The sequence below is a fragment of the Sinomonas flava genome, from assembly GCF_039531875.1.
In the GTDB taxonomy this organism is placed as follows: domain Bacteria; phylum Actinomycetota; class Actinomycetes; order Actinomycetales; family Micrococcaceae; genus Sinomonas; species Sinomonas flava.
Map to the genome: position 1 here is coordinate 67,057 of NZ_BAAAQW010000011.1, position 23,474 is coordinate 90,530.

A 23,474-nucleotide genomic window follows, 5' to 3' on the forward strand; every position below is an offset into this window, starting at 1 on the left:
TTTCAGCCCCGCGGACCCGGGGCAACGTCCCAGCGGACGACGGCGACGAGGAGACGCGCGTGGACTACCGGGCAGTGATCGAGGCAATTGGCCAGTACGTGGACGTCGCCGGGGTGACCGTCATGGTCATCGGCGCGCTCGTGTCGATTCCCCTGGCCCTCCGAAAGCCGGGTCCGGCCGGCAAGAGCGTGTACCGCTCCTACCGGCAGCTGCTGGGCAGGTCGATCCTCCTCGGGCTCGAGCTCCTGGTCGCAGCGGACATCATCCGCACGGTGGCCGTGACCCCGACCCTCCAGAGCGTTGCCGTGCTCGCCGTGATCGTCCTCATCCGGACGTTCCTGAGCTTCTCCCTCGAGCTGGAGATCACCGGCCGCTGGCCGTGGCAGAAGGAGACGCCGAGCGCGCCTCAGCCGATCCGCCAGGCGTAGGCGTACGGCTGCGGGAACCGCGTGATGCGGAACGCGCGGACCACGACCGTGGCCTTCCCCTGCGGCATGTTCTGCCAGAGCACCTGCTCGACGTTGTTGCGGCGGTCGAAGCCGTCGGAGGTGCCCATGTTGCCGTGCCGCTCCGTGCCGTCCGCAGCCCGCACGATGAGGTCGAGGTCGTTCTGGAGGGCCGCCCCGGGCGGGTCGGACCAGACGAGGGTGACCTTGAACGTCGCCGAGCCGGCAGCGGCGGGCGAGGCGCCGGCGTCGCCCTTTCCCGGGATGTCGACCGTGAAGCTCTGTTCCTCGCCCTGCTTGAGCGGGCCGCCCTCGCCGAAGCCGCTGTCCGACCTCGGGCCCGGGATGATGACGGACCCGGCGAGGTCCACCCGGCCCCAGCCGGAGCTGCCGTTGGGCGACGTGCCCGCCTCGGTGGGGACGTACTGCCCGGGGAGCTCGACCGCGCCGTTGATGAGCAGGGCCTTCACCAGGGCGGCGCTCGGCGTTGCCGTGCCGTTCTTCACGAGCGTCTCCCGGAGGACGGCGACGCACCCCGCCACGAGCGGCGTGGCCATGCTCGTGCCGCTGTCGAAGAACCACAGCGGGTCCGTGGAGGTCCCGAAGTCGGTCGACGGCGACGCGACCTGCCGCGACAGCGTGGAGAGGATGCAGGTCCCGGGGGCGACGACGTCGGGCTTGATGCGCTGCTCCTTGGTCGGGCCCCGGCTGCTGAAGGCGACCATGCCGTCGGTGCGGTTGGCCTGCCGGTCGCTGCGCACGGGGTTGCTGGGGAAGTCCGCCGGCCAGTACTGGCCGTAGGTGGGGGCGAACGCGGGCCGGTCCCCCTCGCTCGCGCCGACCGTGATGCAGTTCTTCGCCGCGGACTGGGACCCGATCGAGCCGCCGTCCACGAGTCCGTCCCGGTCCTTGTCGGCTCCGTCGTTGCCGGCGGCGAACGTGATGACCATGTCCTGGTGGGTCCAGACGAAGTCGTCGATCTCCTGGGAGCTCGAATCGTACGGGAGGCCAGGCGTCGTCGAGCCCCATGAGTTGGTGTGCACCCGGGCGCCGTCGGTGTCATAGGGCGGCCGGAACAGGTCGTGGAGGTCCGCGGGGAGGCCGCCGAGCTGTCCGGCGGAGTCCAGCGTCGACTGCAGGACGAGCCTCGCGGCCGGTGCCGTCCCCTGGATCGCGCCGCCCATCGTGGCGGAGGTGCCGTCCCCGAGGACGGAGCCCGCCACGTGGGTCCCGTGGCCGTGCGGGTCGTCCGCGTTGGCCGGGTTCGGCCGGCCGAGCGCGTACAGCTTCTCAACCCGGCCCGTGAACGCCGGGTGGACGTCCGTCGTCGAGCCCCTGTCGAAGCCGGTGTCCGCCACGGCCACGACCTCGCCGTCGCCCTTGTACTCGGTCCCGTTGACGAGCACGTCCGCGTGCAGGATCACCCGCGAGTGGTTGTTGAACAGCTGGCGCTGCGGGACCTCCTCGATGTGCCGCACCTTGTCCACGGCGGCGATGCGGTCGAGCATGCCCTGCTCGACCGTGATGCGGACCTTGTGCCGCCCGGGCTCGAGCGTGCTCGGGTCCAGTTTGGCCGCGGCGGCGATCTGCTCGAGCACCCCCGCCGAGGCGGGGTCGACGTCGTCGTGCAGCACGACGTCGACCGTGCGCGGCTTGCGCGAGGGCCGCGGTCCGACCTCCCGCGGCACGATCTCGCGTGCCACGGCGGCCGGCTCGTCGCGGAGCGCGGGATTGACCTTGAAGCCGCGCAGGTAGACGCCTGCCCACGTGACGAACGGGAGCGCCCGCACCGGCCCGAGGTCCTTGGGCTCGAAGCCGCACAGGTAGGTGTCGTCGGGAACGTACTCGTGCACGACGGCGCCGGTCGCCTCGAGCTGGGCGCGCTGGTCCTCGGTGAGCGGTTCGGCCGTCTGGACGAGGATGTAGTCCGACGACGCCGCATCGGTCACCTCGCGCGCGTGCGCCGCGGGGGCCGCCGCCTCGGCGGCCGGGTCGAGGGACACGCCATTGATCGTGATCTGCGTCATCGCTGGCTCCGTTCGTCAGATGCCTCACTCGCTGGACACGGCAAGATTGCGCGTCCTGTCACGAAGGTTCAAGGGTCCGTGGCGGCGTGACAAGAACCGAAGAGTTGCCAACACCAGACCACGGGGTTGCGTTCCACGGCGCGGGTTTACGCCGGGGTCAGCGCCAGAACGCCGCGACCCGTCCGGCCAGGGCCGTGCCCTGGCTGTGGCCGGCCCGCGCGGCCGCCGGGCGCAGGGTGTAGTCCACGGCGTTGGCCCCGAACAGGTGCTCGACGCTGCTGTCCGGGAAGACCGTCTCGACCGTGCTGCCGCCGGCGCGGAGCTCGTCGACCTGTGCCGCGAGCTGCATGCGCCACTCCAGCGGATGCCGCGTCCTGCCCCCGAACGGCGACAGCACCAGCACGCGCCGGTATCCGGCCGCCAGATCGGCGTTCTCGTTCCGTCGGTATCCGCCGTCGATGTAGCGGCTGGTGCCGATGGCGTAGGCGAAGCCGCTCGAGCAGCTTGCGGCCACGGCGTCCACCAGCTCGACTCCGCTGTCGCGGTCGAACACGGCGGGCTCCCCCGTGACGGCGTCGACGGCGGTGATCAGCAGGCGCCGGTCCGGCCAGCCCTGGCTCGGGAGGCGGCCGGCGACGACGGCGCGCCACCGGGTGTGTGCCGCGCCGTCCGGCCCCGCGTCCCTCTCGAGCGCCAACGCACCCATCCTGCGGCGCATGTCCGCGGGATCCTGGGCAGCGGCGATGATCTTCGCCGTCCTCTCAAGCTGGTCGACCACCCTTCCGGTCGCGACGCGCACGCTCTCAGACTGCGGCGTTGCAGGCCTTGCGGGGTCGGGCGCGGCGAGGACGGCGGCGTAGAGGTCGGCGGGGCTGGCTTTCCTGACCTGGGCCGCGGCGGTCGATCCGGCGGAGGTTCCGACGATCAGGTCGGCATCGGTGACGTCGAGTCCGGCCTCGGACAGGCCGGCAAGGACGCCGATCAGCCAGGCGTTGCCCGTCGACCCGCCGCCGCCGAGGACCAAGGCCCTCTCGGCTGGGGCATCGGGGGCGTGACGCGGTGAAGACGGTGCCGCGTTGAAGGAAGGTGCTGTGTTCATGGGAGTCGCCTTTCGCGATGTGCCTCTCGGGCGCTCCCGGCGGCGACTAGCTCAGTCGCGCGATCGTGGACTGCGGGGAGCACCCACTGCGGATACTGCGTTCATGGGTCTCACCTCCTGCCGATGCGTCACGATCGCCCGAAACGTAGCACGCCAGCATACGGCCGCACAATGCTCCCCGCCCCACTCCGCCGAGGTCACCCCCTGTGAGCGCGAAGTCACCCCCTTTGAGCGCGAAGTCACCCCCTGTGAACGCGACGTCACCCCGTGTGGGCGCGAAGTCACCCCTCGTGCCTCTCTCGCAACGGAGTGTGCTCCTCGCGGACTTCACGGCGAGAACGGCACTTCCACCCGCGCCCCGTCTGAACCGGGTGACCTCGGCGCCACACCGGGTGACCTCGGCGCCACACCGGGTGACCTCGGCGCCACACCGGGTGACCTCGGCGCCACACCGGGTGACCTCGGCGCCACACGGGGTGACCTCGGCGCCACACGGGGTGACCTCGGCGGCCATGTTTTGGCCGGGGAAGCCTTGGGTACTGGTGAGTCATTCGCGCGCCGGGCAGCGGCTGCCGATGATCACGGTCGACGCAGCTGGCGCGAGAACAGCCACTTCCCTCAAGACGCGGGGGTACCGGAGAAGGTATGGCACGATCCAGCAGACCAAAGGAGAAAATCACGATGGTCACACGGGAACAGTTCGACACCATTACGCCCGGCAACGGGGACGTCATCGGCCAGGACGGCGAGAAGATCGGACGGATCGGGGACCTCTACCTCGATGACGACACCAACAACCCGAACTGGGTCACGGTCAAGACCGGGCTCTTCGGCACGCACGAGTCCTTCGTCCCCCTGCACGACGCGAGCGTTCGCGGCGAGGACATCGTGGTGCCCTACACCAAGGACCAGGTGAAGGACGCCCCCCGGGTCGATCCCGACGGGCACCTCGAGCGCACCGAAGAGGACCGGCTCTACAGCCACTACGGCCGCACCGCGCCGTCCTACGGCACCGGCGAGGGCGTTGGCGGCGACGGCCTCCGCGGCGACGGGCGCACCGACGCCCGGGCAGCCGGCGGTGTGGAGCCGGGCTACGACGAGGGCACCGGCACGCGCCGCACGGACGAGGTCACCGGCACCGAGGGCGACACCTCCGGCCCGACGACCGACGACGCCATGACCCGCTCGGAGGAGCGGCTGAATGTCGGCACCGAGCGGCAGGAGACGGGCCGTGCCCGCCTGCGCAAGTACGTCACGACCGAGAACGTCACCAAGACGGTTCCGGTCCAGCGGGAAGAGGTCCGCGTGGAGCGCGAGCCCGTCACGGACGAGAACCGCGGCGCCGCGATGGACGGCCCGAACCTCTCCGAGGAGGAGCACGAGGTCACCCTCCACGAGGAGCGGCCCGTGGTCGACAAGGAGACTGTCCCTGTGGAGCGCGTCAAGCTCGGCACAGAGACCGTCACCGACGAGGAGACCGTGAGCGAGGACGTCGCGAAGGAGCACATCGACGCGGACGGCGTCCAAGGTGAGGGCCTGCGCCGGCGCAACCGCTAGCGGCAACGCACGGACGACGGCGGGTGGGCGGCGCAGCGGCGTCTCCCACCCGCCGTCGTGCGCGCCCGCCTCAGGACCGGGACCGCAGCGCCTGGGCGAGGACCTGCACGAGGTGCCTGCTCTCCAGGCCGGCGAGGTCGCGGACCTGGGTGCGGCACGAGAAGCCGTCGGCGAGGAGTGCCCGGTCCGGCGCTGCCGCGGCCTTCGCGAGGATCCCCCCACGCGCGATCTTCCCGGACACCTCGTAGTGCCCCGCTTCCATGCCGAAGTTCCCCGCGAGGCCGCAGCACCCGGCCGAGATCTCCGCGTCGCATCCCATGGCCTCCAGGAGCGCGCGGTCGGCGCCGTAGCCCATCACCGAGTAGTGGTGGCAGTGTGGCTGGACGAGCAGCTTCTCCCCCACGCGCGGCGGCTCCCACCCGATTCCTGTCAGGAACTCGGCGACGGTCCTGACGGCCCCCGCGAGCTCGGCGGCACGGGGATCGTCCGGGAGGAGCTCCGTCAGGTCGGAGCGCAGGGTCGCGGTGCAGCTCGGCTCGAGCCCGACCACCGTCCGCCCGCCCCTCACGTGCGGCATGAGCACGTCGAGGGTCCGCCTCAGGCGCGCCTTCGCTGCGGTGAGCTGCCCGGTCGAGATGTACGTGAGCCCGCAGCACGCCCCCGAGCCGGCCACCTCGACGTCGCACCCCGCGGCCCGCAGCACCTCGAGCGCGTCGCGCGGGACTGCCGGGTCGAGCGCGTCGGAGAACGAGTCCACCCACAGCAGCACGCGCGGCGCCCCGGCGGCGGCGGGCGCACGACGCCGCGCGGCCCGGTCCCAGCGGAACGGCGCCAAGGGCAGCCGCGGGAGTGAGCGGCGGCGGTCCGCGCCCATGAACGCGAGCGCGGCCCTTCGCAGCGGCGCGGCCCGGGCGGCGACGTTGAGGAGCACCGCGAAGGGCGCCGCGAGGCGGAGCCACTGCGGCAGCCGGCCCAGGGTGTAGTGGCTGCGCGGGCGGATCCGGCCGCGGTAGGCCTCGAACAGGGTCTGGGACTTGTAGGCCGCCATGTCGATCCCTGTCGGGCAGTCCGTCGCGCAGGCCTTGCAGCTCAGGCACAGGTCGAGGGCGTCGTGCACCTCGGGCGACCGCCATCCCAGCCGGACCACGCCCCCGTTGAGCATCTCCTGGAGCACCCGCGCCCGCCCCCGCGTCGAGTCCTTCTCCTCTCGCGTGGCGATGAAGGACGGGCACATGAAGCCGCCCTCGCCCCTCGGGTCCGCGCGGCATTTCCCCACCCCCACGCACCGGTGGACCGCCTTGGTGACGCTGCCGCCGTCGTCCGCGAAGGCGAAGCCGTCGGTGACCGTGAGCTCGGCCGCGCGCGGGCGGCGGAGGTGCGCGTCGAGCGGCGCGGGCCGGACCACGATCCCCGGGTTGAGGAAGTCCTCCGGGTCGAAGAGGGCCTTGAACTCCGCCATCACAGCGATGGCCTCTGCGCTGTAGATCGCGGGCAGCAGCTCGGACCGTGCGCGGCCGTCGCCGTGCTCGCCGGAGAGGGATCCGCCGTGCGCGGCGACCAGCTCCGCAGCGCGCCCGAGGAACCGGCGCATGAGCGCGCCGTCGTGCTCGAGCGGGAAGTCGATGCGGAGGTGCACGCACCCGTCGCCGAGGTGCCCGTACGCCATGCCGGTGAGGCCCTCGCTGTCCATGAGCTCCCGCAGCGCGCGCAGGTAGTCGCCGAGCCGGTCGGGCGGCACGGCGGAGTCCTCCCAGCCGGGCCAGGCCTGGTCGTCCTTCTCGGTCCGGCCGGCGAGCCCCGCACCGTCCTCGCGGATGCGCCACAGCCGGGCGGACTCGGGGCCAGCCGGGAACACCTGGGTCTCGTCGGTGGCTGCCGCATCCGCGAGGCGGCGCGCCGCGTCGAGGGCGTCGTCGGGCGAGTCCCCGGGGACCTCGGCGAGGAGGAGGCAGCCGCCCCCGGGCAGGTCGGGGACCGCGTCCGGGCCCTTGGAGCGGCGGACGGCGTCGAGCAGGCGCGTCTCGAGGCCCTCGAGTGCGAGGGGGCGGAAGGGCAGGAGGCGGGGGACGTCGTCGGCCGCGGCGGCGAGGTCGGGGTAGCCGAGCACGGCGAGCGCGGGCGATTCGGCCCGCGGGACGAGCCGGAGGGTGGCCTCGAGGAGCACGCCGCACGTGCCCTCCGTGCCGACGAGCGCGGCGGCGACATTGCGGCCGCTCTCGGGGAGGAGGTGCTCGAGGGCGTATCCGGAGACCTGCCTGCTGAAGCGGCCGAACTCCGTGCGGAGCAGCGCCAAGTGCGCGTCGGCGAGGCCGCGGAGTCCGGGCACAGCGTCGATGGCGCCGGGCCCGGAGGAGGCTGTGACCACGTCGCCGGTGCCGGTGAGCCAGGTCAGGGAGAGCACGTTGTCCGCGGTGCGGCCGTAGGACATCGCGTGGGCGCCGCAGGCGTTGTTGCCGATCATGCCGCCGAGCGTGCACCGGGATCCGCTCGCGGGGTCCGGGCCGAACCGCAGCCCGTGCGGCGCGCAGGCGGCTTGGAGGTCCTTGAGCACGACGCCGGGCTGCACCACCGCGGTCCGCGCGCCGGGGTCGAGGGAGACAATGCGGTTGAGGTAGCGCGAGAAGTCGAGCACGAGGCCGGGGCCGACCGCGTTGCCCGCCATCGAGGTCCCCGCGCCGCGGGCCGTGACGGGGACACCGTGCTCGCGCGCGGCGCCCACCGCCGTCAGCACGTCCTCCCGCGAGCGCGGCCGCACGACGGCGCCGGGCACCACCCGGTAGTTCGCGGCGTCGGAGGAGTAGAGCGCCCGGGCGAGCGAGGAGTCGTCGACGTCGCCCTCGATGGTCCGGCGCAGCTCGTCGACGAGCGACTGCACCGCCTTCGCCCCGGGGCGCACGGGAGTCAGCGTCATGCCTCCTTGCTACCCCGGATTCCGGCCCTGCGTCATCCGCGGGTGCGAAAGTCGCGGGCATGCGATCGTGCCGCGTATTCCCGCGCGCTGCCCGCGGTGGTCAACTTGTTGGCGTGACGGGAGACTCGAACGGGTCAGGGGGCCTGGTACCGGAACCAGCCGCCCTAGCGGGACTCACAGAAATCCGCGTTCACGGCGTGGGCGGCTTCTGCCCGGAGGAGCTCCTCGGCGACCTCAAGCCCACGAGGGTCTGGGGTGACCGGATCGCCGGGTTCTACCGGACCGCCGATGCGCGCGGGCGCCACCTCGAGGCGTACGCGTGGGGCGGCCTGACCTCGCATTCGCCGGTCCGCGTTCTGTGGACGCTGCTCACTCCGGCGATGCTCGCGAACATGGCCGGCTGGATGGCGCGGCGGCGCGTGATGTCCGGGTCGGAGGAGGCCGAGAGGCCGCCGACCACCCGCGCGTTCCGCTGGTGTGCCAGGCTCGCGGCCCTGGCGCTCACGGTCAGCGTGGCGGTGATGGTGACGCTGCCGAGCCTCGACACGGTGGCGTACCAGTGCCTCGGGCAGGTCCCCTGCCGAGAGCACCTGTGGGCCACAGGCGTGCTGGACGCCCTTGCCCCGCGGGACCTCCTCGGCGTGCGCCTGGCGTGGGGCGCTCTGCCGCCGGTGGCCGTCGCAGTCCTGTTCTACCTCCTGGCCCGGGTCTCCCGGAACCGGTACGAGAACGTGGAGCCGCCCGCGGACAAGGAGTCCCAGCCGGAGCCCTCAACCCGCTGCGCCGCGGCCCAGCCCGGGGGCCTGCGCAGCCCCGCCTTCTGGTCCGGGCGGCTCTGGCACTCCCACCTCTCCAACCTCCACCTTGCAGCCGGGATCGGCGTAGCCGCGGCGATGCTGGCCTGGTGCGTGGCCGCCGTCGCCGCGGGTCAGGGGCAGGGCGCCGGGGCGCCGGACGGCGGGTCCGCCTTCGCGGTGCTCGCCGTCTCGGCGCTGGTCCTTGCCGTGCTAATCCTCGCGGCCGTGCTCGTGGCCCTTGCCGGGGACGAGGCGCGCGGGCCGCTGTCCTGGGTCCTCCTGGGGGCCTCGATCGCCGCGCTCGGGGCCGCGGTCGCGGCCGCCCTCCTGCTGCCCGCCCACCCCGTGCAGCCCGACGGCGTGCTGCCCGGCATCGTCGCTGCGGTGAATACGGGCTGGGGGCTCTCAGTCCTCCTCCTGCTCCCCCTCATCGTCCAGCAGATCGCGGCGTGGGCCTCCCGCCGCAGGGCCGAGCGGAGGAAGGAGATGACGGGCGACCGCGAGGCGCACACGCGGATCGGCGTCTTCCCTTGGGCCGCCCCCGTAGTGCTCAACGCGGTGGCGCTCGTGCTCGCCAACGGAGTGCTCGTGTCCGCCACGCTGCTCGTCGCTCTGGGCCTCGGCCCGGTCAGGTACGGCGTGGGCGTGGCCGACGGCTGCGACGGTTCCGTGGTCTGCGTGCCCAAGGCGGTCATCTCGGTCCAGACCATCCTGGTGTGCGCGCTCGGCGCCGTCCTGGTCGGGCTCCTGATGGTCGCCGGGGTGCGCCTGTGGGCCCGCGTCCGGAAGGATGCGGGGACGCTCACCGCGGACCTCCGCCGGGCCTACCGCCCTTCGGATGGCGTGGAGCCCGCGCTTTCGCCCCCCGAAGTCCAAGATGCCGCCGCCGCGGCCGCGGCGAAGGACCGGGAGGCCTGGATGTACTCGGCGCTCGATCCGGACCCCGGCGGGCGGGGCGAGCCGACGTCCTGGGTCCGGAGGACGGCCGCGGTGCGGGTCATCGCCGAGAGGACGCCTGCCCTCGCCGCGGCCCTGGTCATCGTGGTGGCGGTCCCCAGCCTGCTCGGGGCCTTCGCCTATCCGCTCTGGGTCCTGTTCATGGTCCAGGATCCTCCGGTGATCCTCCCCGGTGCCGTGATGGGGATCGTAGGCGTCCTGCCGGTCGCCTATGGATTCGTGGTGCGGTACGCGCTCCGCGACGAGCGGAAGCGCCGGCTGCTCATGGTTCCCTTCGACGTCGGGACGTTCTTCCCCCGCGCCTTCCACCCCTTCGCCCCGCCCGCGTACGCGGAGCGGGCCGTCCCCGACCTGACGCGCCGCATCTGGTGGATCCACGACAACGGGGGCCGGGTGGTGCTCAGCGCGCATTCGCAGGGCAGCGTGATCGCCGCCGCCACCGTGGCCCGGCGCTCCGAGCGCAAGGACACGAAGGACCACGAGATCGGGCTCGTCACGTTCGGCGCCCCGCTCGCGAAGCTCTACCGGTGGGCCTTCCCGGCGCTGTTCAGCGACGGGCTCCTGAGGTGCCTCGCCGCGGGAAAGGGCGGCCTCGCCCCGGTGCGGTGGAAGAACCTGTACTACCTCACCGACTACATCGGCGGGGACGTCGAGGCGGACTGGGATGTGCCGGCCAACAGCGGCGACGAGACGGTCGCCGTCGGGAGCGTGGACGTGCTGCTCCTCGACCCGCCCTCGGACAGGTACGTCTATGGGCAGGCCCTGCCGCGCATCCTCAGCCACACGGGATACTGGTTCGACACGAACCTCTGGCTGCACGTCAACGAGATGTGCGACAGGATCTCGCCGCCGGAACCGGAGAGCCACTCAGTCCCGCGCTTCACCTCGAACGGGCAGAGCGCGGCGGCGAAGGACGCGGTCGACGCGCTCTCTCCCGACCCCGCGGCACCGTTGCGGTACCGGCTGTGATGCTGGCTGCTCAGTGCTCCTCGCTTCGGTGGGGAAGGAACTCCTGGGCCTTCGTCTTCACCCCTTCGCGGATGACTCCCCAGGCGCTGCTGTCGCCCTTGAGCATGGCCTTGGCACTGTTGAGGGCCTGCTCGAACGTGGCGTGCGGCGGGATGGGAGGGATGTCCGGGTCGGTGCGGACGTCGAGAAGGGTCGGGCGGTCGGCCGCGAGGGCCTTCTCCCAGGCGGGCCCGAGCTGGTCGGGGCTGTCCACGGCGATGCTGCCGAGGCCGACGACGGATGCGATGGCCGCATAGTCGACGTCGGGGAGGTCCTGGGACTCACGGAACGCGGGCGCGCCGCCCATCGCGCGCATCTCCCACGTCACCTGGTTGAGGTCGTCGTTGTGCAGGACCATGATGATGAGCCGAGGATCGTCCCATTCCCTCCAGTAGCGGGTGATCGTGATGAGCTCGTTCAGCCCGTTCATCTGCATGGCCCCGTCGCCGGCGAACGCGATCACCGGGCGCCCGGGGTGGGCGAACTTGGCCCCGATGGCGTAGGGGACGCCGGGGCCCATCGTGGCGAGGTTGCCCGAGAGCGAGCCCCTCATGGTGCCGTGGAACTTCAGCTGCCGGGCATACCAGTTCGCGGACGAGCCGGAGTCGGCGCTGACGATGGCGTCGGCGGGGAGCCGGTCGGAGAGCTCGGAGAAGACGCGCATCGGGTTGACCGGGTCGGCCTCGACCATGGCCTCGGCCCGCATCGTCTCCCACCAGCGGGTGACCTTGGACTCGAGGTCGTCGCGCCATGACCGGTCCTCCTTCCGGCGCAGGTGCGGGATAAGCGCGCGCAGGGCCGCGGCGGCGTCGGACACGATGTTGTACTCGTACGGGTACCGCAGCCCGATCATGCCGGGGTCGATGTCGATCTGGACGCCTCGGGCCTGGCCCTCCTCGGGCATGAACTGCGTGTACGGGAAGCTCGAGCCCACGGTCAGGAGCGTGTCGCACTCCATCATCATCTCGTAGCTGGGGCGCGTGCCCAGGAGGCCGATCGAGCCCGTGACGTAGGGCAGGTCATCGGCGAGCACGTCCTTGCCGAGGAGCGCCTTGGCCACGCCGGCGCCGAGGAGGTCGGCGACCTCGCGGACCTCGGCCGCGGCGCCCCGGGCTCCTTGGCCGATGAGCATCGCGACCTTCTCGCCCTTGTTCAGCAGGTCCGCGGCGCCGAGGATGGCGTCGTCGTCGGGCTGGGTCCGGGGCCAGCGGATCCCGAGGCTCGAGGGCATCATCTTGAAGGCGTGCGTCGGGGCGCTGTACTCGAGTTCCTGGACGTCGCTCGGGATCACGATCGCGGTGGGGGCCCGCTTGCCGAGCGCGATACGGATGGCGCGGTCGAGCACGTTCGGAAGCTGCTCGGGAACGGTGACCATCTGGAGGTAGTCGGAGGCGACGTCCTTGAACAGGGTCAGGAGGTCGACTTCCTGCTGGTAGGCGCCGCCCATCGCGCTGCGGGCCGTCTGGCCAACGATGGCGACGACGGGCACGTGGTCCAGCTTCGCGTCGTAGAGGCCATTGAGCAGGTGGATGGCGCCCGGGCCCGAGGTGGCCATGCAGACGCCGACCCTGCCGCTGAACTTGGCGTAGCCGACGGCCTCGAACGCGGCCATCTCCTCGTGCCGGGCCTGGATGAACTTCGGTTGGTTGTGGGCCTTGCCGAAGGCGGCGAGGATGCCGTTGATGCCGTCGCCGGGGAAGGCGAAGACCTTGTCCACGTCCCATTCCCGGAGGCGTGAGAGCAGGTAGTCGGCCACGGTCTGGGATGCCATGTCAGTCTCCTTTGCCGGTGATGAGGATCGAGGCGGTGCGGGCTGCGAGGGCCATGATGGTCAGGGCGGGGTTGGCGCTGCCCTGGGTGGGCAGGATGCTCCCGTCGGTGATGTAGAGGTTCGGGACGGCGAAGCTGCGCCCGCTGGAGCCGACGACGCCGTGCTGTTCGTCGCGGGCCATCCGCGCGCCGCCGACGAGGTGGGCGTAGCGTTTGACGGTCATGGTCTCCTCGGCGCCGGCCCCGGTCAGGATCTCCTCCATTACCGTCTGGGCCGCGTCCATGAGCTTCCGGTCGTTCTCGCACTGGCTGTAGGAGAACTTGGCGACCGGCAGCCCGTGGCGGTCCTTCTCGTCCGCGAGGGTCACCCGGTTCTCGGCCAGCGGGAGGAATTCGCACAGCGCTCCGAGGCACGACCAGTGCGGGTAGTCGCTCATGTAGCGGCGCAGGTCCTGGCCCCAATGGCCCTGCGAGGCCACATGCTCGGCCCAGGTGATGGGCAGCGGCGAGACTGTCTGGAGGGAGAATCCGCGCTTGTACGGCTTCGAGGGGTCCGTCTCGTAGAAGTCCTCGGTGCTGACCTCCGGCGGCGGCGCCTTGTACATCCGCACCTCCGAGGTGAAGCGTCCTCCGGTCTGGGGCGCGCCCTGGACCATGAGGTAGCGGCCCACCTGGTCGAAGTCGTTGCACATGCCCTCGGGGAACCGCGAGTTGGCGGAGTTCAGCAGCAGGCGCGGGGTCTCGATCGAGTACCCGGCGACGGCGACCAGGCGGGCGCGCTGGAAGCGTTCGACGCCGCCGCGCACGTAGTGCACGCCGGTCGCCTGTCCGCTGTGCTCGTCGAATCCGATTCGGGTCACCATGGAGTCGGCGCGCACCTCCGCGCCGTGTGCGAGCGCGTCGGGGATGTGGGTGATGAGCGGCGAGGCCTTGGCGTTGACCTTGCAGCCCTGGAGGCAGAAGCCGCGGTAGATGCAGTGCGGCCTGTTGCCGAACCGTCCGTTGGCGATCGCGACAGGGCCGACCTTCGCGGTGATCCCGCGGGCGAGCGCGCCGCGCAGGAACACTTCCCCGTTCCCGGACACGGGGTGGGGACGGTAGGTGTACTCGTGCGGCTCCCCCCACGGCCACGGTTCGCCCGCGACGGGCAGCTCCTCCTCGATGTCCTCGTAGAAGCCCTTGAGGTCCGAGTACTCGAGCGGCCAGTCCGCCCCGACGCCGTCGAGGCTGTAGGTGTGGAAGTCGCTCGGGTGGAACCGCGGGGTGTACCCGGCGAAGTGGACCATCGACCCGCCCACCCCGCGGCCGGAGTTGTTCGAGCCCAGCGGCACGGGATCGGTTCCGTCGATCACGCGGGGCTCGGTCCAGTAGAGGTGGTGCGAGCCGGCCTCGTCGCTGACCCAGTCCCTGTCCGGATCCCAGAACGGCCCGGCGTCGAACGCCACGGCCTTCCACCCGGCCCGGGCCAGGCGTTGGAGCAGCGTGGACCCGCCGGCGCCGCAGCCGACGATCGCGATGTCCACCTCGTCCTGGTCCCCGAAGCGGCGCATGTCCTTGCGCAGGCCGTGGTTCATCCCCGGCCGCGGCGGCAGGAGCCACGCCGAATCGTTCCGTTCGCGGAGAGCGCTCACCGCGCGCCCCCCTTCCCCCGCTCCACCGGATCCTCGCGGGGCCTGGCATCGCGGACCTCGAAGGGCTCTCGGCGGTCGAGTCCGAGGTTCTTGTAGCCGCGGGGGTAGGCGGGTCCGGGGAAGCCGATCTCGTCCCAGGCCCAGGGATGGGAGTAGAAGGCGGTGCACGCGTACCGCGTCCACAGGCTCCAGACCCTGGCCGCGGCCATGCCGTGCCACGTCTCGGTCCCGAGCTCCTGGATCCTGCGCAGGAGCGACGCCTGGTGGTCCTGTGCCACCTCAGGGAACCCGTTCCCGAAGCGTTCCCTGGCGTCCTCGTCCAACGCCGCGAGCGTGTCCCGCCACGCCTGTCCGTCCTCGGGAAGGTCGGCATAGCGCCAGCCGTCCGTCTGCGCCTCGGCCAGCCGGGTGTCCACCATGTTCAGCACCGGGACCCGCGGGTCCGCGTGCTGCCCGAGCAGCTGGTCGAACAGGGCACCGGCGATCGCCTCTTCGCGCACCGTGAAGAAGCGTATGTCGGCGGGGCGGCCGAGCCGGGCGAGGACCACTCCCTGGGTCACCCGGTCCCAGTGCTTCGACTGGTCGGCACTGCTGAAGCCGCGGTAGCGGTCGCCGCCCTCCCGGGACGGGAGCGGCAGCGCGCTCACTTCTCCCTCCTCAGCACCGAGGCGAGCAGTCCCATGCCTCCGACGAGGGTCACCAGCAGCGGCGCCAGGAGCGGCGGCCCCATCTCGAGGTTGTAGCGGAGGTTCGAGAACCCGCCGGGCTTCTGGGCGATGCCGCGCACGTGGAGGTACGTTCCCTGGAGTCCGTTGGCCACGATCGCCGCGCTGGCGAGCGGCAGGGCCGTCTTGGCCATGCGCCGGCTGAAGAACCCGGCGACGCCCGCGGCTGCCCCGACAGGGCCGAGCGCGACCGGCGCCCACATCCACGGATTGCCGAAGCTGGCCTTGTCGTGCTCGAAGTAGATCTCGGCGGCGGTGACGAGGGCGCCGGCGGCCGTCAGCGCCGAGAGCGACCGCTCGAACCGGCCCTTCTCGACGTTCTCGAGCAGCCGGTCGATGCCTTCCAGTGGGGTCTCATGGGCTTTCCTCATGATGCGGCTCCTGGTTCAGAAGGGACACGTGTGCTCGTGCACGCTGCGCCGGTCACCGCCACTCCCCTGCGGCGAAGGCCAGCGCGACGGCGGCATTGACGACGGCGGGGCGTCGCCGTCGTCGGTCGAACGCGGCCAGAGCGACCATGGTGAGGGCGTGGACCAGGTCGACCCCGCCGCCGAGGCGATGGAGGGTGCGCCCTCCGCGGGCTGTCACGGCGGCCTGGAGCAGGTGCCGTGCACCGAGGATGCGGATGACGGCCCGGGCGCGCTGGTCCGGCGCACGGCCGATGAGCAGGCCCTCGACGGTCCCGGGGGCCAGAAGTTCAGCGGTGCCGTAGGCGGCCCGCAGCAGTTCGAGGGGCTTCACCGGTGGCCCTTCCGCAGGAGTGCAGTCGCGGCGGCGGCAGCCCCGGCGAGGACGGTCCCAGCTGCGGCCGCGACGGCGCCATGGTGGTGCGAGGCGGTGAGCTGGTAGCTGCGGCCGGAGGACTTGCTGTCGAAGATCCCGTGGGTTCCGAAGTCTCGCGAGGAATCGGCTGGCTTCCACAGGTTGGCGGGCTGGTCCGGGTCGCGGGGCTCCGGGGTCTGCTGGGCGTGGAATCCCGTCTTCGCGAGGTAGCGGTCCAGGAGGCCCGGCATGATGGCGTTCGCGATGAGGGTGGCCGCAGTGCTGCCACCTACCCAGTACTCGCGGCGCTCCGGGTGGGCCGCCGCGTACACGACGCCACGGGCCGCGACCTCGGGCTGGTAGATCGGCGGGACGGGCTGCGCCTGGTGCGGCAGGCGTGAGAGCACCCACGAGAACTGCGGGGTGTTGACCGCCGGCATCTGGACCATCGTGGTCCTGACGCCGCTGCCCTCGTGCAGGAGCTCGGTACGGAGCGACTCGTTGAACCCCTGGATCGCGTGCTTGGCACCGCAGTACGCGGTCTGCAGCGGGATCCCGCGATAGGCGAGGGCAGAGCCGACCTGCACGATCGTCCCGTGGTCCCGCGCCTTCATGCGCTTCAGAGCGGACATGGTCCCGTAGACATACCCGAGATAGGCCACCTCAGTCACCCGCTTGTACTCCTCGGGCTCGATCTCGTCGAAGCGTGAGAAGACGGAGGTGAAGGCCACGTTGACCCACACGTCGATGGGACCCAGTTCCCGCTCGACGCGCTCGGCGGCGTCGTCCACGGCGTGGGCGTCCGCGACGTCGACGGCGATGGGGAGCGACCTCCCGCCGGCGGCCTCGACCTCGGCGGCCGCCCCGGCGAGTCCGGCTTCGCCGCGCGCCAGCAGCGCTACCGCGTCTCCCTCCTTCCCGAAGGCGATGGCCGAGGCGCGGCCGATCCCCCCACTTGCGCCCGTGACGACGACAACCCGGCGTGCTGTTTCCATCTGGACTGCTCCTTCCAGGGCTCGGACTGTCGGACTAGTCGAGGCCCTCGGTGATGGTTCCGTAGGGGGTCTGCTCGTCCAGGAGCGCCTGGACGCTTCCGGCCGTGTACCGCACGTGCACGCCGTGCCGCCCTCCGGCCGCGGACTGCTCCAGGATGGGCCGGACGGCCTCGACGAACGTCGCATCCCTGCCTGCCAAGTAGGCGGCGTATTCCTTCGGTAGCTCTGGCATGCTGCTCATTCCCCTCGTCCGTGAGTGGTTCGCAATAAGTGCATTCCCGCAATAGATGGCCTGAAACAAAAGATATGATCGGACCTTCTATTGCTCCTTCGCAATAGTTGCCCTAGTCTGCTGGCATGCCCGAGCAGTTTGCACCTCATGTGCTCCGGGAGTACGCGATGCTCGCCGACGGGATGCGGGCAGCCCTGATCGGCCCACGCGGTGACATCTCCTGGATGTGCGTGCCGAAGTGGCACGACGACGCGGTCTTCTCCGCGCTCCTCGGGGGTCCTGGCTGCTTCGCGGTGACGCCGGCCGATCCCCGCTTCGTCTGGGGCGGGCAGTACGAGGACGGGACCCTCATCTGGGTCAGCCGCTGGATCACGAGCGCCGGCATCATCGAGTGCCGGGAAGCCCTGGCGTATCCCGGGGACCCCCACCGCGCCATTCTGCTGCGCCGGATCCGCGCCGTGCAGGGCGCGGCGGAGGTTCGCGTCGCCGTCGACGTCCGTGCAGGCTTCGGGCACCACCGGATGGGACGCCTGCGCAGGGATGACGGAGTCTGGACCGCCTGCAGCGGCCCGCTGAGGATCAGGGTCACGGGCGCTCCGGAAGCGGAGGCCCAGGACGGGGCACTCGAATTCACGGTGAAGGTCCCCGAAGGCGAGCACTACGACCTCGTGCTCGAGGTCTCCGACACCGAGCTTCCCGGCGAGCTGATCCAGCCGGACCAGACATGGACTGCGACCGAGTACGGATGGCAGCGGGAGGTGCCCCAGTTCGGGAACACCATCGCCCCGGACGACGCGCGCCAGTCCTACGCCGTCCTGCGCGGCATGACCGGCGCTGGCGGTGCCATGGTCGCGGCAGCGACCATGGGCCTGCCGGAGCGTGCGCAGCAGAAGCGCAACTACGACTACCGCTACGCGTGGATCCGGGACCAGTGCTTCGTGGGCGTCGCCGCGGCCTCCTGCAAGGAGTTCCCGCTCATGGACGACGCGGTCGGCTTCGTCGCCGCCAGGCTCCTCGAGGACGGGCCCGGCCTGCGCCCCGCCTACACCGTCGACGGGGGGAGGGTCCCTGACGAGCACGACGTCGGCCTGCCGGGCTACCCCGGCGGGTCCGGCCGGGCGGGCAACTGGGTCAACGGCCAGTTCCAGCTGGACGTGTTCGGCGAGGCCCTGCTCCTCTTCGCGGCCGCGGCCGAGAACGACCGGCTGGACCTCGAACAGTGGAAGGCCGCCGAGGTCGCCGCGGACGCCATCGCCCAGAGGCACACGGAACCCGATGCCGGAATGTGGGAGCTCGACAACGAGCGGTGGGCCCACTCGCGGCTCATCTGCGCCGCCGGGCTGAGGGCTATCGGCCGCCACGCCCCCGCGCCGCAGGGCGCCCTCTGGTCCTCCCAGGCGGACGGGCTCATCGCCGACGTCACGAACGACTGCCTCCACCCCAGCGGGCGCTGGCAGCGGTCCCCCACCGACAGCAGGGTCGACGCCGCGCTCCTCCGCCCCGTGATCCGCGGCGCCGTGGCACCGCAGGACCCGCGCTCGATCGCGACCCTGCGGGCAGTCCGGGAGGAGCTCGCCCGCAACGGCTACCTCTACCGGTTCCGCCAGGACCGCCGCCCCCTGGACCTGTCAGAGGGAGCCTTCCTCCTCTGCGGCTTCGACCTCGCCATGGCCCTGCACCAGAGTGACCAGCCCCTCGAGGCCGCCCGCTGGTTCGAACGGAATCGGGCCGCCTGCGGGACCCCGGGGCTGTTCACCGAGGAGTACGACGTCGAACAGCGCCAGCTGCGGGGCAACTTCCCGCAGGCCTTCGTCCACGCGGCCATGCTCGAAGCCTCCCGGCGGCTCGCCGACAGTCCGCCCCCGTGGGGCGGCCTCAACGCGTGAGGCGAGCGAGGGGGACAGATCATCCAGGAGGAGCCCATGAAGACCGAAACACTCATATTCGCCGTGCTCTTCGTCTTCCTGCTCGTCACCGGGGCCATCTACGCGGTCCTGACGCACTTCGCCGAATTCGGCGGTGGGATCCCGCTCGTCCTCGTGGCGGGACTGGCGCTCATGATCGCCACCTACCTCTGGCTGACCGGGCGGCGCGTGGGCAGCAGGCCCGAAGACCGTCCTCATGCGCACATCTATGAGGGCGCGGGCGAGCAGGGGTTCTTCAGCCCGTGGAGCTGGTGGCCGGTCTTCCTCGGCGCCGCCTGCGCGGTGACCTTCCTCGCCTTGGCCATCGCCTTCTGGATCCTTCCCATCGGCGCTGCGTTCGGCGCCATCGGGCTCATCGGCTGGGTGTTCGAGTACAGCCGCGGAGACTACAGCCACTGACCGAAGGGCCACAGGGCCGGCGCCTGACGGTCAGGCGGGACGAGGGCCTGCGCCAGACTCGACCGCCATCCCGGCGAGCCGCCACTCGAGCATGCCGTCCTCGAGCCGCTGCGCGCGGCGCCCATGCGCGCGGAGGAGGTCGACGGCGTCGTACGCCAGCACGCAGTACGCACCACGGCAGTACGCCACGAAGTCGGCTCCCGGGGGGAGCTCGGCCAGCCGGGCCTCGAGTTCGTCAAGGGGCACGGACCGGGCGCCCGGCACATGGCCGGCGCGGTATTCGTCCGCCGGCCGCACGTCGAGCACCGTCACGCTTCCCTGGGCCGCGCGGGCCACGAGCTCGTCCCGCGTCAGCCCCTCCTCGTCCGCGCGCGCTCCCGCGAGCCTCAGGTACGCCACGCGGCGCGGCTCGACGTCGGCCACGCGCTCCTGGGCGACGCCGCGCAGGAGCGCGTACAGGCGCAGGACGTCCGGGCCGGCGACGTCGTAGAAGATCCTGGTGCCCTCGCGGCGTGTGGCGACGAGCCCCGCCTGCCGGAGCGTCTGCAGGTGGGCCGACGCCGTGGAGAGCCCAAGACCCGCCGCGGCCGCGAGCGCCTCGACGCTCCGCTCCCCCTGGGTCAGGAGGTCCAGGAGCTCGAGCCGCTTGCCGTTCGCGAGCGCCTTCCCCACCCGCGCGAACTCCTCGAACAGCGCGGCCTTGTCGGCCCGCTTCGATGACCTCATGTCGAGCTCCGCCATCGGCACTCCCCTCGTTGTCCAAGGATCTGCGTCCAAGGATCTGCGTCCAAGGATCCAAAGATCCATGTAATACTGAATCCAATCCTATTCCATGTTTTCTTGGAGAACCACTCGTGAAGACCGCCAGCGCCCCGCCCGTCCTCGGACTGCGGCAGAACCTCTCCCAGTTCATGCTTCTCGTGGCCGTAAACGCACTCGTAGGGGGGACCCTCGGGCAGGAGCGCACAGTGCTGCCGCTGCTGGCTGAGAAGGAGTTCGACCTCAGCCTCTACACGAGCGCGCTGACGTACATCCTCGCGTTCGGACTCTCGAAGGCGGCGATGAACTACTTCGCCGGAACCCTCTCGGACCGTTTCGGACGCAAGCCCGTGCTCGTCGCCGGGTGGTTCGTGGCGCTGCCCGTGCCACTCCTGCTGATCTTCGGGCCCGATTGGGGCTGGATCGTCGCGGCGAACGTTCTCCTGGGCATTAGCCAAGGACTCACTTGGTCCACCACGGTCGTGATGAAGATGGACCTCGTCGGCCCGCAGCAGCGGGGCCTCGCGATGGGGCTCAACGAGGCCGCTGGGTACCTCGGCGTCGCACTCACCGCACTCGTGACGGGCTACATCGCTGGGCACTACGGCCTGCGCCCCGGCCCCTTCCTCGTCGGCGCGGCGTACATCGCCGTGGGCCTCGGCATGTCAGCGCTGTTCGTGCGCGAGACGCACCACCACGTCAAGCTCGAGGCGGCGCAGCACGTGGACTCCCATGGCGGCGCCCACGCCGGGCTCACGAACGGGCAGGTCTTCCGGCTCACGAGCTTCACCGACCGATCCCTGTCCTCGGTCAGCCAGGCCGGCCTGGTCAACAACCTCAACGACGGCCTCGCGTGGGGCCTCTTCCCGATCCTGTTCGCCTCGGCAGGACTGAGCCTGGGCGAAATCGGCATCCTCGCCGCCGCCTACCCCGCAGTCTGGGGCGCAGGCCAGCTCGTCACGGGCGCCGCCTCCGACCGATGGGGCCGCAAGTGGCTCATCACCGCTGGGATGCTCGTGCAGGCCGTCGGCCTCGTGATGGTCGCGGCCGGGCACGGCTTCGCAGTCTGGCTCGCCGCAGCCGTCCTGCTCGGGCTCGGCACCGCGATGGTGTACCCGACGCTGCTCGCGGCGATAGGCGACGTCGCACATCCGGCCTGGCGTGCCCGCTCCGTGGGCATCTACCGCCTCTGGCGGGACGGCGGGTTCGCCGTGGGAGCGCTGGTCTCCGGCGTCCTCGCGGACCTCTACGGCCTTCCGACGGCGATCGCCGCCGTCGCCGGCCTCACGGCGCTCTCAGGCATCGTTGTCGCGGTGCGCATGCGCGGAAACGACCACGCCGTGCGGTAGACGCGAACCCGCGTGGCGCGGCCCGGGGGGAAGCGTCAGTACTCGCCCTTGATGACGAAGAAGGAGCCGCGGATCGTCCCGGCCAGCTTCGACTTCTGCCGCGCGAACTTGAACCTCGAGGCGAGCTCCTCAGGGACCTCCATCCCGTCCGAGAGCTTGAACCCGACCGCCCGCTTCCCGGCCTCGTCCACCGTGTACATCACGTTGACGGACAGCCCGCTCTCGTAGAAGACGTACGCCATCCGGATGCCGTCGACCTCGAAGGCGGTGGCCTCGAGCGGCGGGGAGGAGATGACGATGTCCCGCTCCTCCTTGAGGATCCGGTGCACCCAGTCGACGACGTCCTGGGCCTCGCCCGCCGGCTCCACCGTGAAGGAATGGTCGTACTTGTTCTTGAAGTAGCGCGCCTCATTCGCCCTCAGGCCTGCGAGGGCGTCCGCGACCGGCGAGGACTCGAGCCCGACGGGCGAGACGGTGGTGAAATCCACGATGTAGGACATGATGCACTCCGAGGGCGCCGAGGGTGGCTGTCATCCTGCAGGCTACCCCAGCGGCCACACGATGCGCCCGGAATTGAGTCCCCTCACTTTCAGACTATCGGCGGCACCGGGGCTTCCGGCAAGGGGCCCCGGCAGGCCGACAATGCTGGCTGTGGAGACTGCGGACAGCCATCAGGTCGTAATCGCCGGCGGGGGCCCCACGGGGATGATGCTCGCGGCGGAGCTCGCCCTTGCCGGGGCAGAAGCGGTGATCGTCGAGCGCCGCGCCACCCAGGAGGTCGAGGGCTCGCGGGCCGGCGGCCTGCACGCGCGGACCCTCGAGATCCTGGACATGCGGGGCGTCGTCGAGCGGTTCCTCGACGCCGGCCAGACCGTCCAGGTCACGGGATTCGCCGGGATTCCTCTGGACATGGCTGGCCTCCCCACTCGCCACGGCTACAGCCTTGCGCTGAGGCAGGCGGAGATCGAGCGCATCCTGGCCGGCTGGGTCGCCGAGCTCGGCATCCCAACCCTCCGCGAGCGCGAGGTGACCGGCCTCGAGCAGGAGGAGGGCGGCGTCGTCGTCCGACTCTCTGACGGCGGGCCTCTGCGGGCGGACTACCTCGTGGGGTGCGACGGCGGCCGCAGCCTCGTGCGCAAGGCAGCAGGGATCGGGTTCCCGGGCTGCGACCCGTCCGTCAGCTCGCTCATCGCAGAGGTGGAGGTGGACGAGCAGCCCGAGCGGAGCATCCGCTACACGGAGGAGGGCACCCAGGCGATCGGTCCGATCGGCGCCGGCCCGCGGGTGCGCGTCGTCGTCACCGAGAAGTACGCGGGCCAGGGGCAGCCGACGCTCGATGACGTCCGCCGCGCCCTCGTCTCCGTCTGGGGCACCGACTTCGGCGCCCACAGCCCCACGTGGATCTCGCGGTTCACGGACATGGCGCGGCAGGCGGAGGCCTACCGGCGGGGCCGGGTGCTGCTCGCCGGCGACGCGGCGCACGTCCACTACCCGGTGGGCGGCCAGGGCCTGGGCACCGGGGTGCAGGACGCCGTGAACCTCGGCTGGAAGCTCGCGCAGGTGGTCAGGGGAACCGCGCCGGAGGCTCTGCTGGACACCTACCACGCGGAGCGGCACCCCGTTGGCGCGCGAGTGCTGCGGGCGACCATGGCTCAGACGGCTCTCACCCGCCGGGATCCCCGCATGGACGCCCTGCGGGCCGTGGTGGCGGAGCTGCTCGCGATGGAGGAGCCGCGGCGGACGTACGCCGCCATGCAGTCGGGCCTCGACATCCGCTACGACCTCGGCGCCCAACCCGGCGAAGGCCATCCGCTGCTCGGGCGCCGCATGCCGGACCTCGACCTCGTGACGGCCGACGGTCCCCGCCGCATGTTCGGGCTCCTCCGCGACGCCCGGCCTGTCCTGTTGAACCTCGGCGAGCCCGGGGCCCTGCGCACCGGACGCTGGACGGACCGGGTCCGGCTCGTGGACGCCGCGCACGACGGCGCGTGGCGGCTTCCGGTGCTCGGCGAGGTCCCGGCCCCCGAGGGCGTCCTCATCCGGCCCGACGGCCACGTGGCGTGGGTCGGGCACGCGGCCGGCGCAGAGCTCACGGAAGCACTGGCCGCATGGTTCGGCCCCTGAG

Annotated in this window: 19 protein-coding genes; 7 read left to right on the forward strand and 12 right to left on the reverse strand. The window is 71.5% G+C overall.

What is annotated here, in order from left to right; translation table 11 throughout:
- The first annotated feature begins 59 nt into the window (after positions 1-59).
- Positions 60-428, forward strand: a complete 369-nt coding sequence (locus ABD298_RS16130; protein WP_208710927.1) for a DUF1622 domain-containing protein — start codon at positions 60-62, stop codon at positions 426-428.
- On the opposite strand, the gene ABD298_RS16135 is transcribed toward ABD298_RS16130, so the two are convergent.
- Together ABD298_RS16135 and ABD298_RS16140 are read right to left on the reverse strand one after the other, a co-directional pair.
- Positions 407-2,473, reverse strand: coding sequence for a S8 family serine peptidase (locus ABD298_RS16135; RefSeq protein ID WP_344300810.1), 2,067 nt, complete (start codon positions 2,471-2,473; stop codon positions 407-409). The two genes, ABD298_RS16130 and ABD298_RS16135, sit on opposite strands and share 22 nt — an antisense overlap.
- A gap of 157 nt (positions 2,474-2,630) precedes the next feature.
- A complete protein-coding gene (locus tag ABD298_RS16140) occupies positions 2,631-3,572 on the reverse strand; it encodes a patatin-like phospholipase family protein (protein WP_344300811.1) in 942 nt (313 codons plus the stop codon).
- A gap of 681 nt (positions 3,573-4,253) precedes the next feature.
- Here ABD298_RS16140 and ABD298_RS16145 point away from each other — a divergent pair.
- Positions 4,254-5,129, forward strand: a complete 876-nt coding sequence (locus ABD298_RS16145; RefSeq protein ID WP_344300812.1) for a DUF2382 domain-containing protein — start codon at positions 4,254-4,256, stop codon at positions 5,127-5,129.
- Positions 5,130-5,199: 70 nt separating this feature from the next.
- Here the strand turns inward: ABD298_RS16145 and ABD298_RS16150 are convergent, their stop codons facing one another.
- On the reverse strand, positions 5,200-8,040 hold the full coding sequence (locus ABD298_RS16150) for an FAD-binding and (Fe-S)-binding domain-containing protein (protein ID WP_344300813.1): 2,841 nt from the start codon (positions 8,038-8,040) through the stop codon (positions 5,200-5,202).
- A gap of 197 nt (positions 8,041-8,237) precedes the next feature.
- Here ABD298_RS16150 and ABD298_RS16155 point away from each other — a divergent pair, with 197 nt between their 5' ends.
- Positions 8,238-10,763, forward strand: coding sequence for a hypothetical protein (locus ABD298_RS16155; protein ID WP_344300814.1), 2,526 nt, complete (start codon positions 8,238-8,240; stop codon positions 10,761-10,763).
- A 10-nt stretch (positions 10,764-10,773) separates the two neighbouring features.
- Here ABD298_RS16155 and ABD298_RS16160 read toward each other — a convergent pair whose 3' ends face one another.
- From ABD298_RS16160 to ABD298_RS16190, 7 genes are read right to left on the reverse strand one after another with little or no spacing between them, the layout of a single operon-like run.
- Positions 10,774-12,573, reverse strand: coding sequence for a thiamine pyrophosphate-requiring protein (locus ABD298_RS16160; protein WP_344300815.1), 1,800 nt, complete (start codon positions 12,571-12,573; stop codon positions 10,774-10,776).
- A gap of 1 nt (position 12,574) precedes the next feature.
- Positions 12,575-14,203, reverse strand: a complete 1,629-nt coding sequence (locus ABD298_RS16165) for a GMC family oxidoreductase (protein ID WP_344300817.1) — start codon at positions 14,201-14,203, stop codon at positions 12,575-12,577.
- Positions 14,200-14,850 (reverse strand): gluconate 2-dehydrogenase subunit 3 family protein, encoded by a 651-nt coding sequence (locus ABD298_RS16170; protein WP_344300819.1) that lies wholly within the window; start codon positions 14,848-14,850, stop codon positions 14,200-14,202. Before ABD298_RS16170 ends, ABD298_RS16165 begins: the two co-directional genes overlap by 4 nt.
- Positions 14,847-15,299: a hypothetical protein gene (locus tag ABD298_RS16175; RefSeq protein WP_344300820.1), complete on the reverse strand. Its 453-nt coding sequence runs from the start codon at positions 15,297-15,299 to the stop codon at positions 14,847-14,849. The genes ABD298_RS16170 and ABD298_RS16175 overlap by 4 nt, the downstream gene beginning before the upstream one ends.
- 52 nt (positions 15,300-15,351) lie before the next feature.
- The gene (locus ABD298_RS16180; RefSeq protein ID WP_208710935.1) at positions 15,352-15,669 is read right to left on the reverse strand and encodes a hypothetical protein; all 318 of its coding nucleotides are present in this window, start codon (positions 15,667-15,669) and stop codon (positions 15,352-15,354) included.
- Positions 15,666-16,685, reverse strand: coding sequence for an SDR family oxidoreductase (locus ABD298_RS16185; RefSeq protein ID WP_344300821.1), 1,020 nt, complete (start codon positions 16,683-16,685; stop codon positions 15,666-15,668). The genes ABD298_RS16180 and ABD298_RS16185 overlap by 4 nt, the downstream gene beginning before the upstream one ends.
- Positions 16,686-16,719: 34 nt before the next feature.
- Entirely contained in the window at positions 16,720-16,917 is a 198-nt protein-coding gene (locus ABD298_RS16190; RefSeq protein WP_344300822.1) for a hypothetical protein, read from the reverse strand.
- A 125-nt stretch (positions 16,918-17,042) separates the two neighbouring features.
- Between ABD298_RS16190 and ABD298_RS16195 the strand changes: the two genes are divergently transcribed.
- Both ABD298_RS16195 and ABD298_RS16200 read left to right on the forward strand, forming a co-directional pair.
- The gene (locus tag ABD298_RS16195) at positions 17,043-18,803 is read left to right on the forward strand and encodes a glycoside hydrolase family 15 protein (RefSeq protein WP_344300823.1); all 1,761 of its coding nucleotides are present in this window, start codon (positions 17,043-17,045) and stop codon (positions 18,801-18,803) included.
- Positions 18,804-18,839: 36 nt separating this feature from the next.
- Positions 18,840-19,241 carry a cytochrome c oxidase subunit 4 gene (locus ABD298_RS16200; RefSeq protein ID WP_344300824.1) on the forward strand — a complete coding sequence of 134 codons (402 nt, stop codon included), beginning with the start codon at positions 18,840-18,842 and terminating at the stop codon, positions 19,239-19,241.
- A 30-nt stretch (positions 19,242-19,271) separates the two neighbouring features.
- Here the strand turns inward: ABD298_RS16200 and ABD298_RS16205 are convergent, their stop codons facing one another.
- Positions 19,272-19,967, reverse strand: coding sequence for an ArsR/SmtB family transcription factor (locus ABD298_RS16205; protein ID WP_344300825.1), 696 nt, complete (start codon positions 19,965-19,967; stop codon positions 19,272-19,274).
- Positions 19,968-20,152: 185 nt separating this feature from the next.
- On the opposite strand from ABD298_RS16205, the gene ABD298_RS16210 reads away from it, so the two are divergent.
- Complete coding sequence (locus ABD298_RS16210) at positions 20,153-21,349, forward strand: MFS transporter (protein ID WP_344300856.1); 1,197 nt, start codon at positions 20,153-20,155, stop codon at positions 21,347-21,349.
- Between the two features lie 35 nt (positions 21,350-21,384).
- Here ABD298_RS16210 and ABD298_RS16215 read toward each other — a convergent pair whose 3' ends face one another.
- Positions 21,385-21,849 carry a phage tail protein gene (locus ABD298_RS16215; protein WP_344300826.1) on the reverse strand — a complete coding sequence of 155 codons (465 nt, stop codon included), beginning with the start codon at positions 21,847-21,849 and terminating at the stop codon, positions 21,385-21,387.
- Between the two features lie 151 nt (positions 21,850-22,000).
- Between ABD298_RS16215 and ABD298_RS16220 the strand changes: the two genes are divergently transcribed.
- A complete protein-coding gene (locus ABD298_RS16220; RefSeq protein ID WP_344300827.1) occupies positions 22,001-23,473 on the forward strand; it encodes an FAD-dependent monooxygenase in 1,473 nt (490 codons plus the stop codon).
- Position 23,474: the final 1 nt, after the last annotated feature.

Coding starts and splice junctions, on each gene's coding strand:
- ABD298_RS16135 (WP_344300810.1), bottom strand. CDS start 2,473: ATGACGCAGATCACGATCAATGGCGTGTCCCTCGACCCGGCCGCCGAG.
- ABD298_RS16140 (WP_344300811.1), bottom strand. CDS start 3,572: ATGAACACAGCACCTTCCTTCAACGCGGCACCGTCTTCACCGCGTCAC.
- ABD298_RS16145 (WP_344300812.1), top strand. CDS start 4,254: ATGGTCACACGGGAACAGTTCGACACCATTACGCCCGGCAACGGGGAC.
- ABD298_RS16150 (WP_344300813.1), bottom strand. CDS start 8,040: ATGACGCTGACTCCCGTGCGCCCCGGGGCGAAGGCGGTGCAGTCGCTC.
- ABD298_RS16160 (WP_344300815.1), bottom strand. CDS start 12,573: ATGGCATCCCAGACCGTGGCCGACTACCTGCTCTCACGCCTCCGGGAA.
- ABD298_RS16175 (WP_344300820.1), bottom strand. CDS start 15,299: ATGAGGAAAGCCCATGAGACCCCACTGGAAGGCATCGACCGGCTGCTC.
- ABD298_RS16185 (WP_344300821.1), bottom strand. CDS start 16,685: ATGGAAACAGCACGCCGGGTTGTCGTCGTCACGGGCGCAAGTGGGGGG.
- ABD298_RS16190 (WP_344300822.1), bottom strand. CDS start 16,917: ATGCCAGAGCTACCGAAGGAATACGCCGCCTACTTGGCAGGCAGGGAT.
- ABD298_RS16195 (WP_344300823.1), top strand. CDS start 17,043: ATGCCCGAGCAGTTTGCACCTCATGTGCTCCGGGAGTACGCGATGCTC.
- ABD298_RS16200 (WP_344300824.1), top strand. CDS start 18,840: ATGAAGACCGAAACACTCATATTCGCCGTGCTCTTCGTCTTCCTGCTC.
- ABD298_RS16205 (WP_344300825.1), bottom strand. CDS start 19,967: ATGAGGTCATCGAAGCGGGCCGACAAGGCCGCGCTGTTCGAGGAGTTC.
- ABD298_RS16210 (WP_344300856.1), top strand. CDS start 20,153: ATGCTTCTCGTGGCCGTAAACGCACTCGTAGGGGGGACCCTCGGGCAG.
- ABD298_RS16215 (WP_344300826.1), bottom strand. CDS start 21,849: ATGTCCTACATCGTGGATTTCACCACCGTCTCGCCCGTCGGGCTCGAG.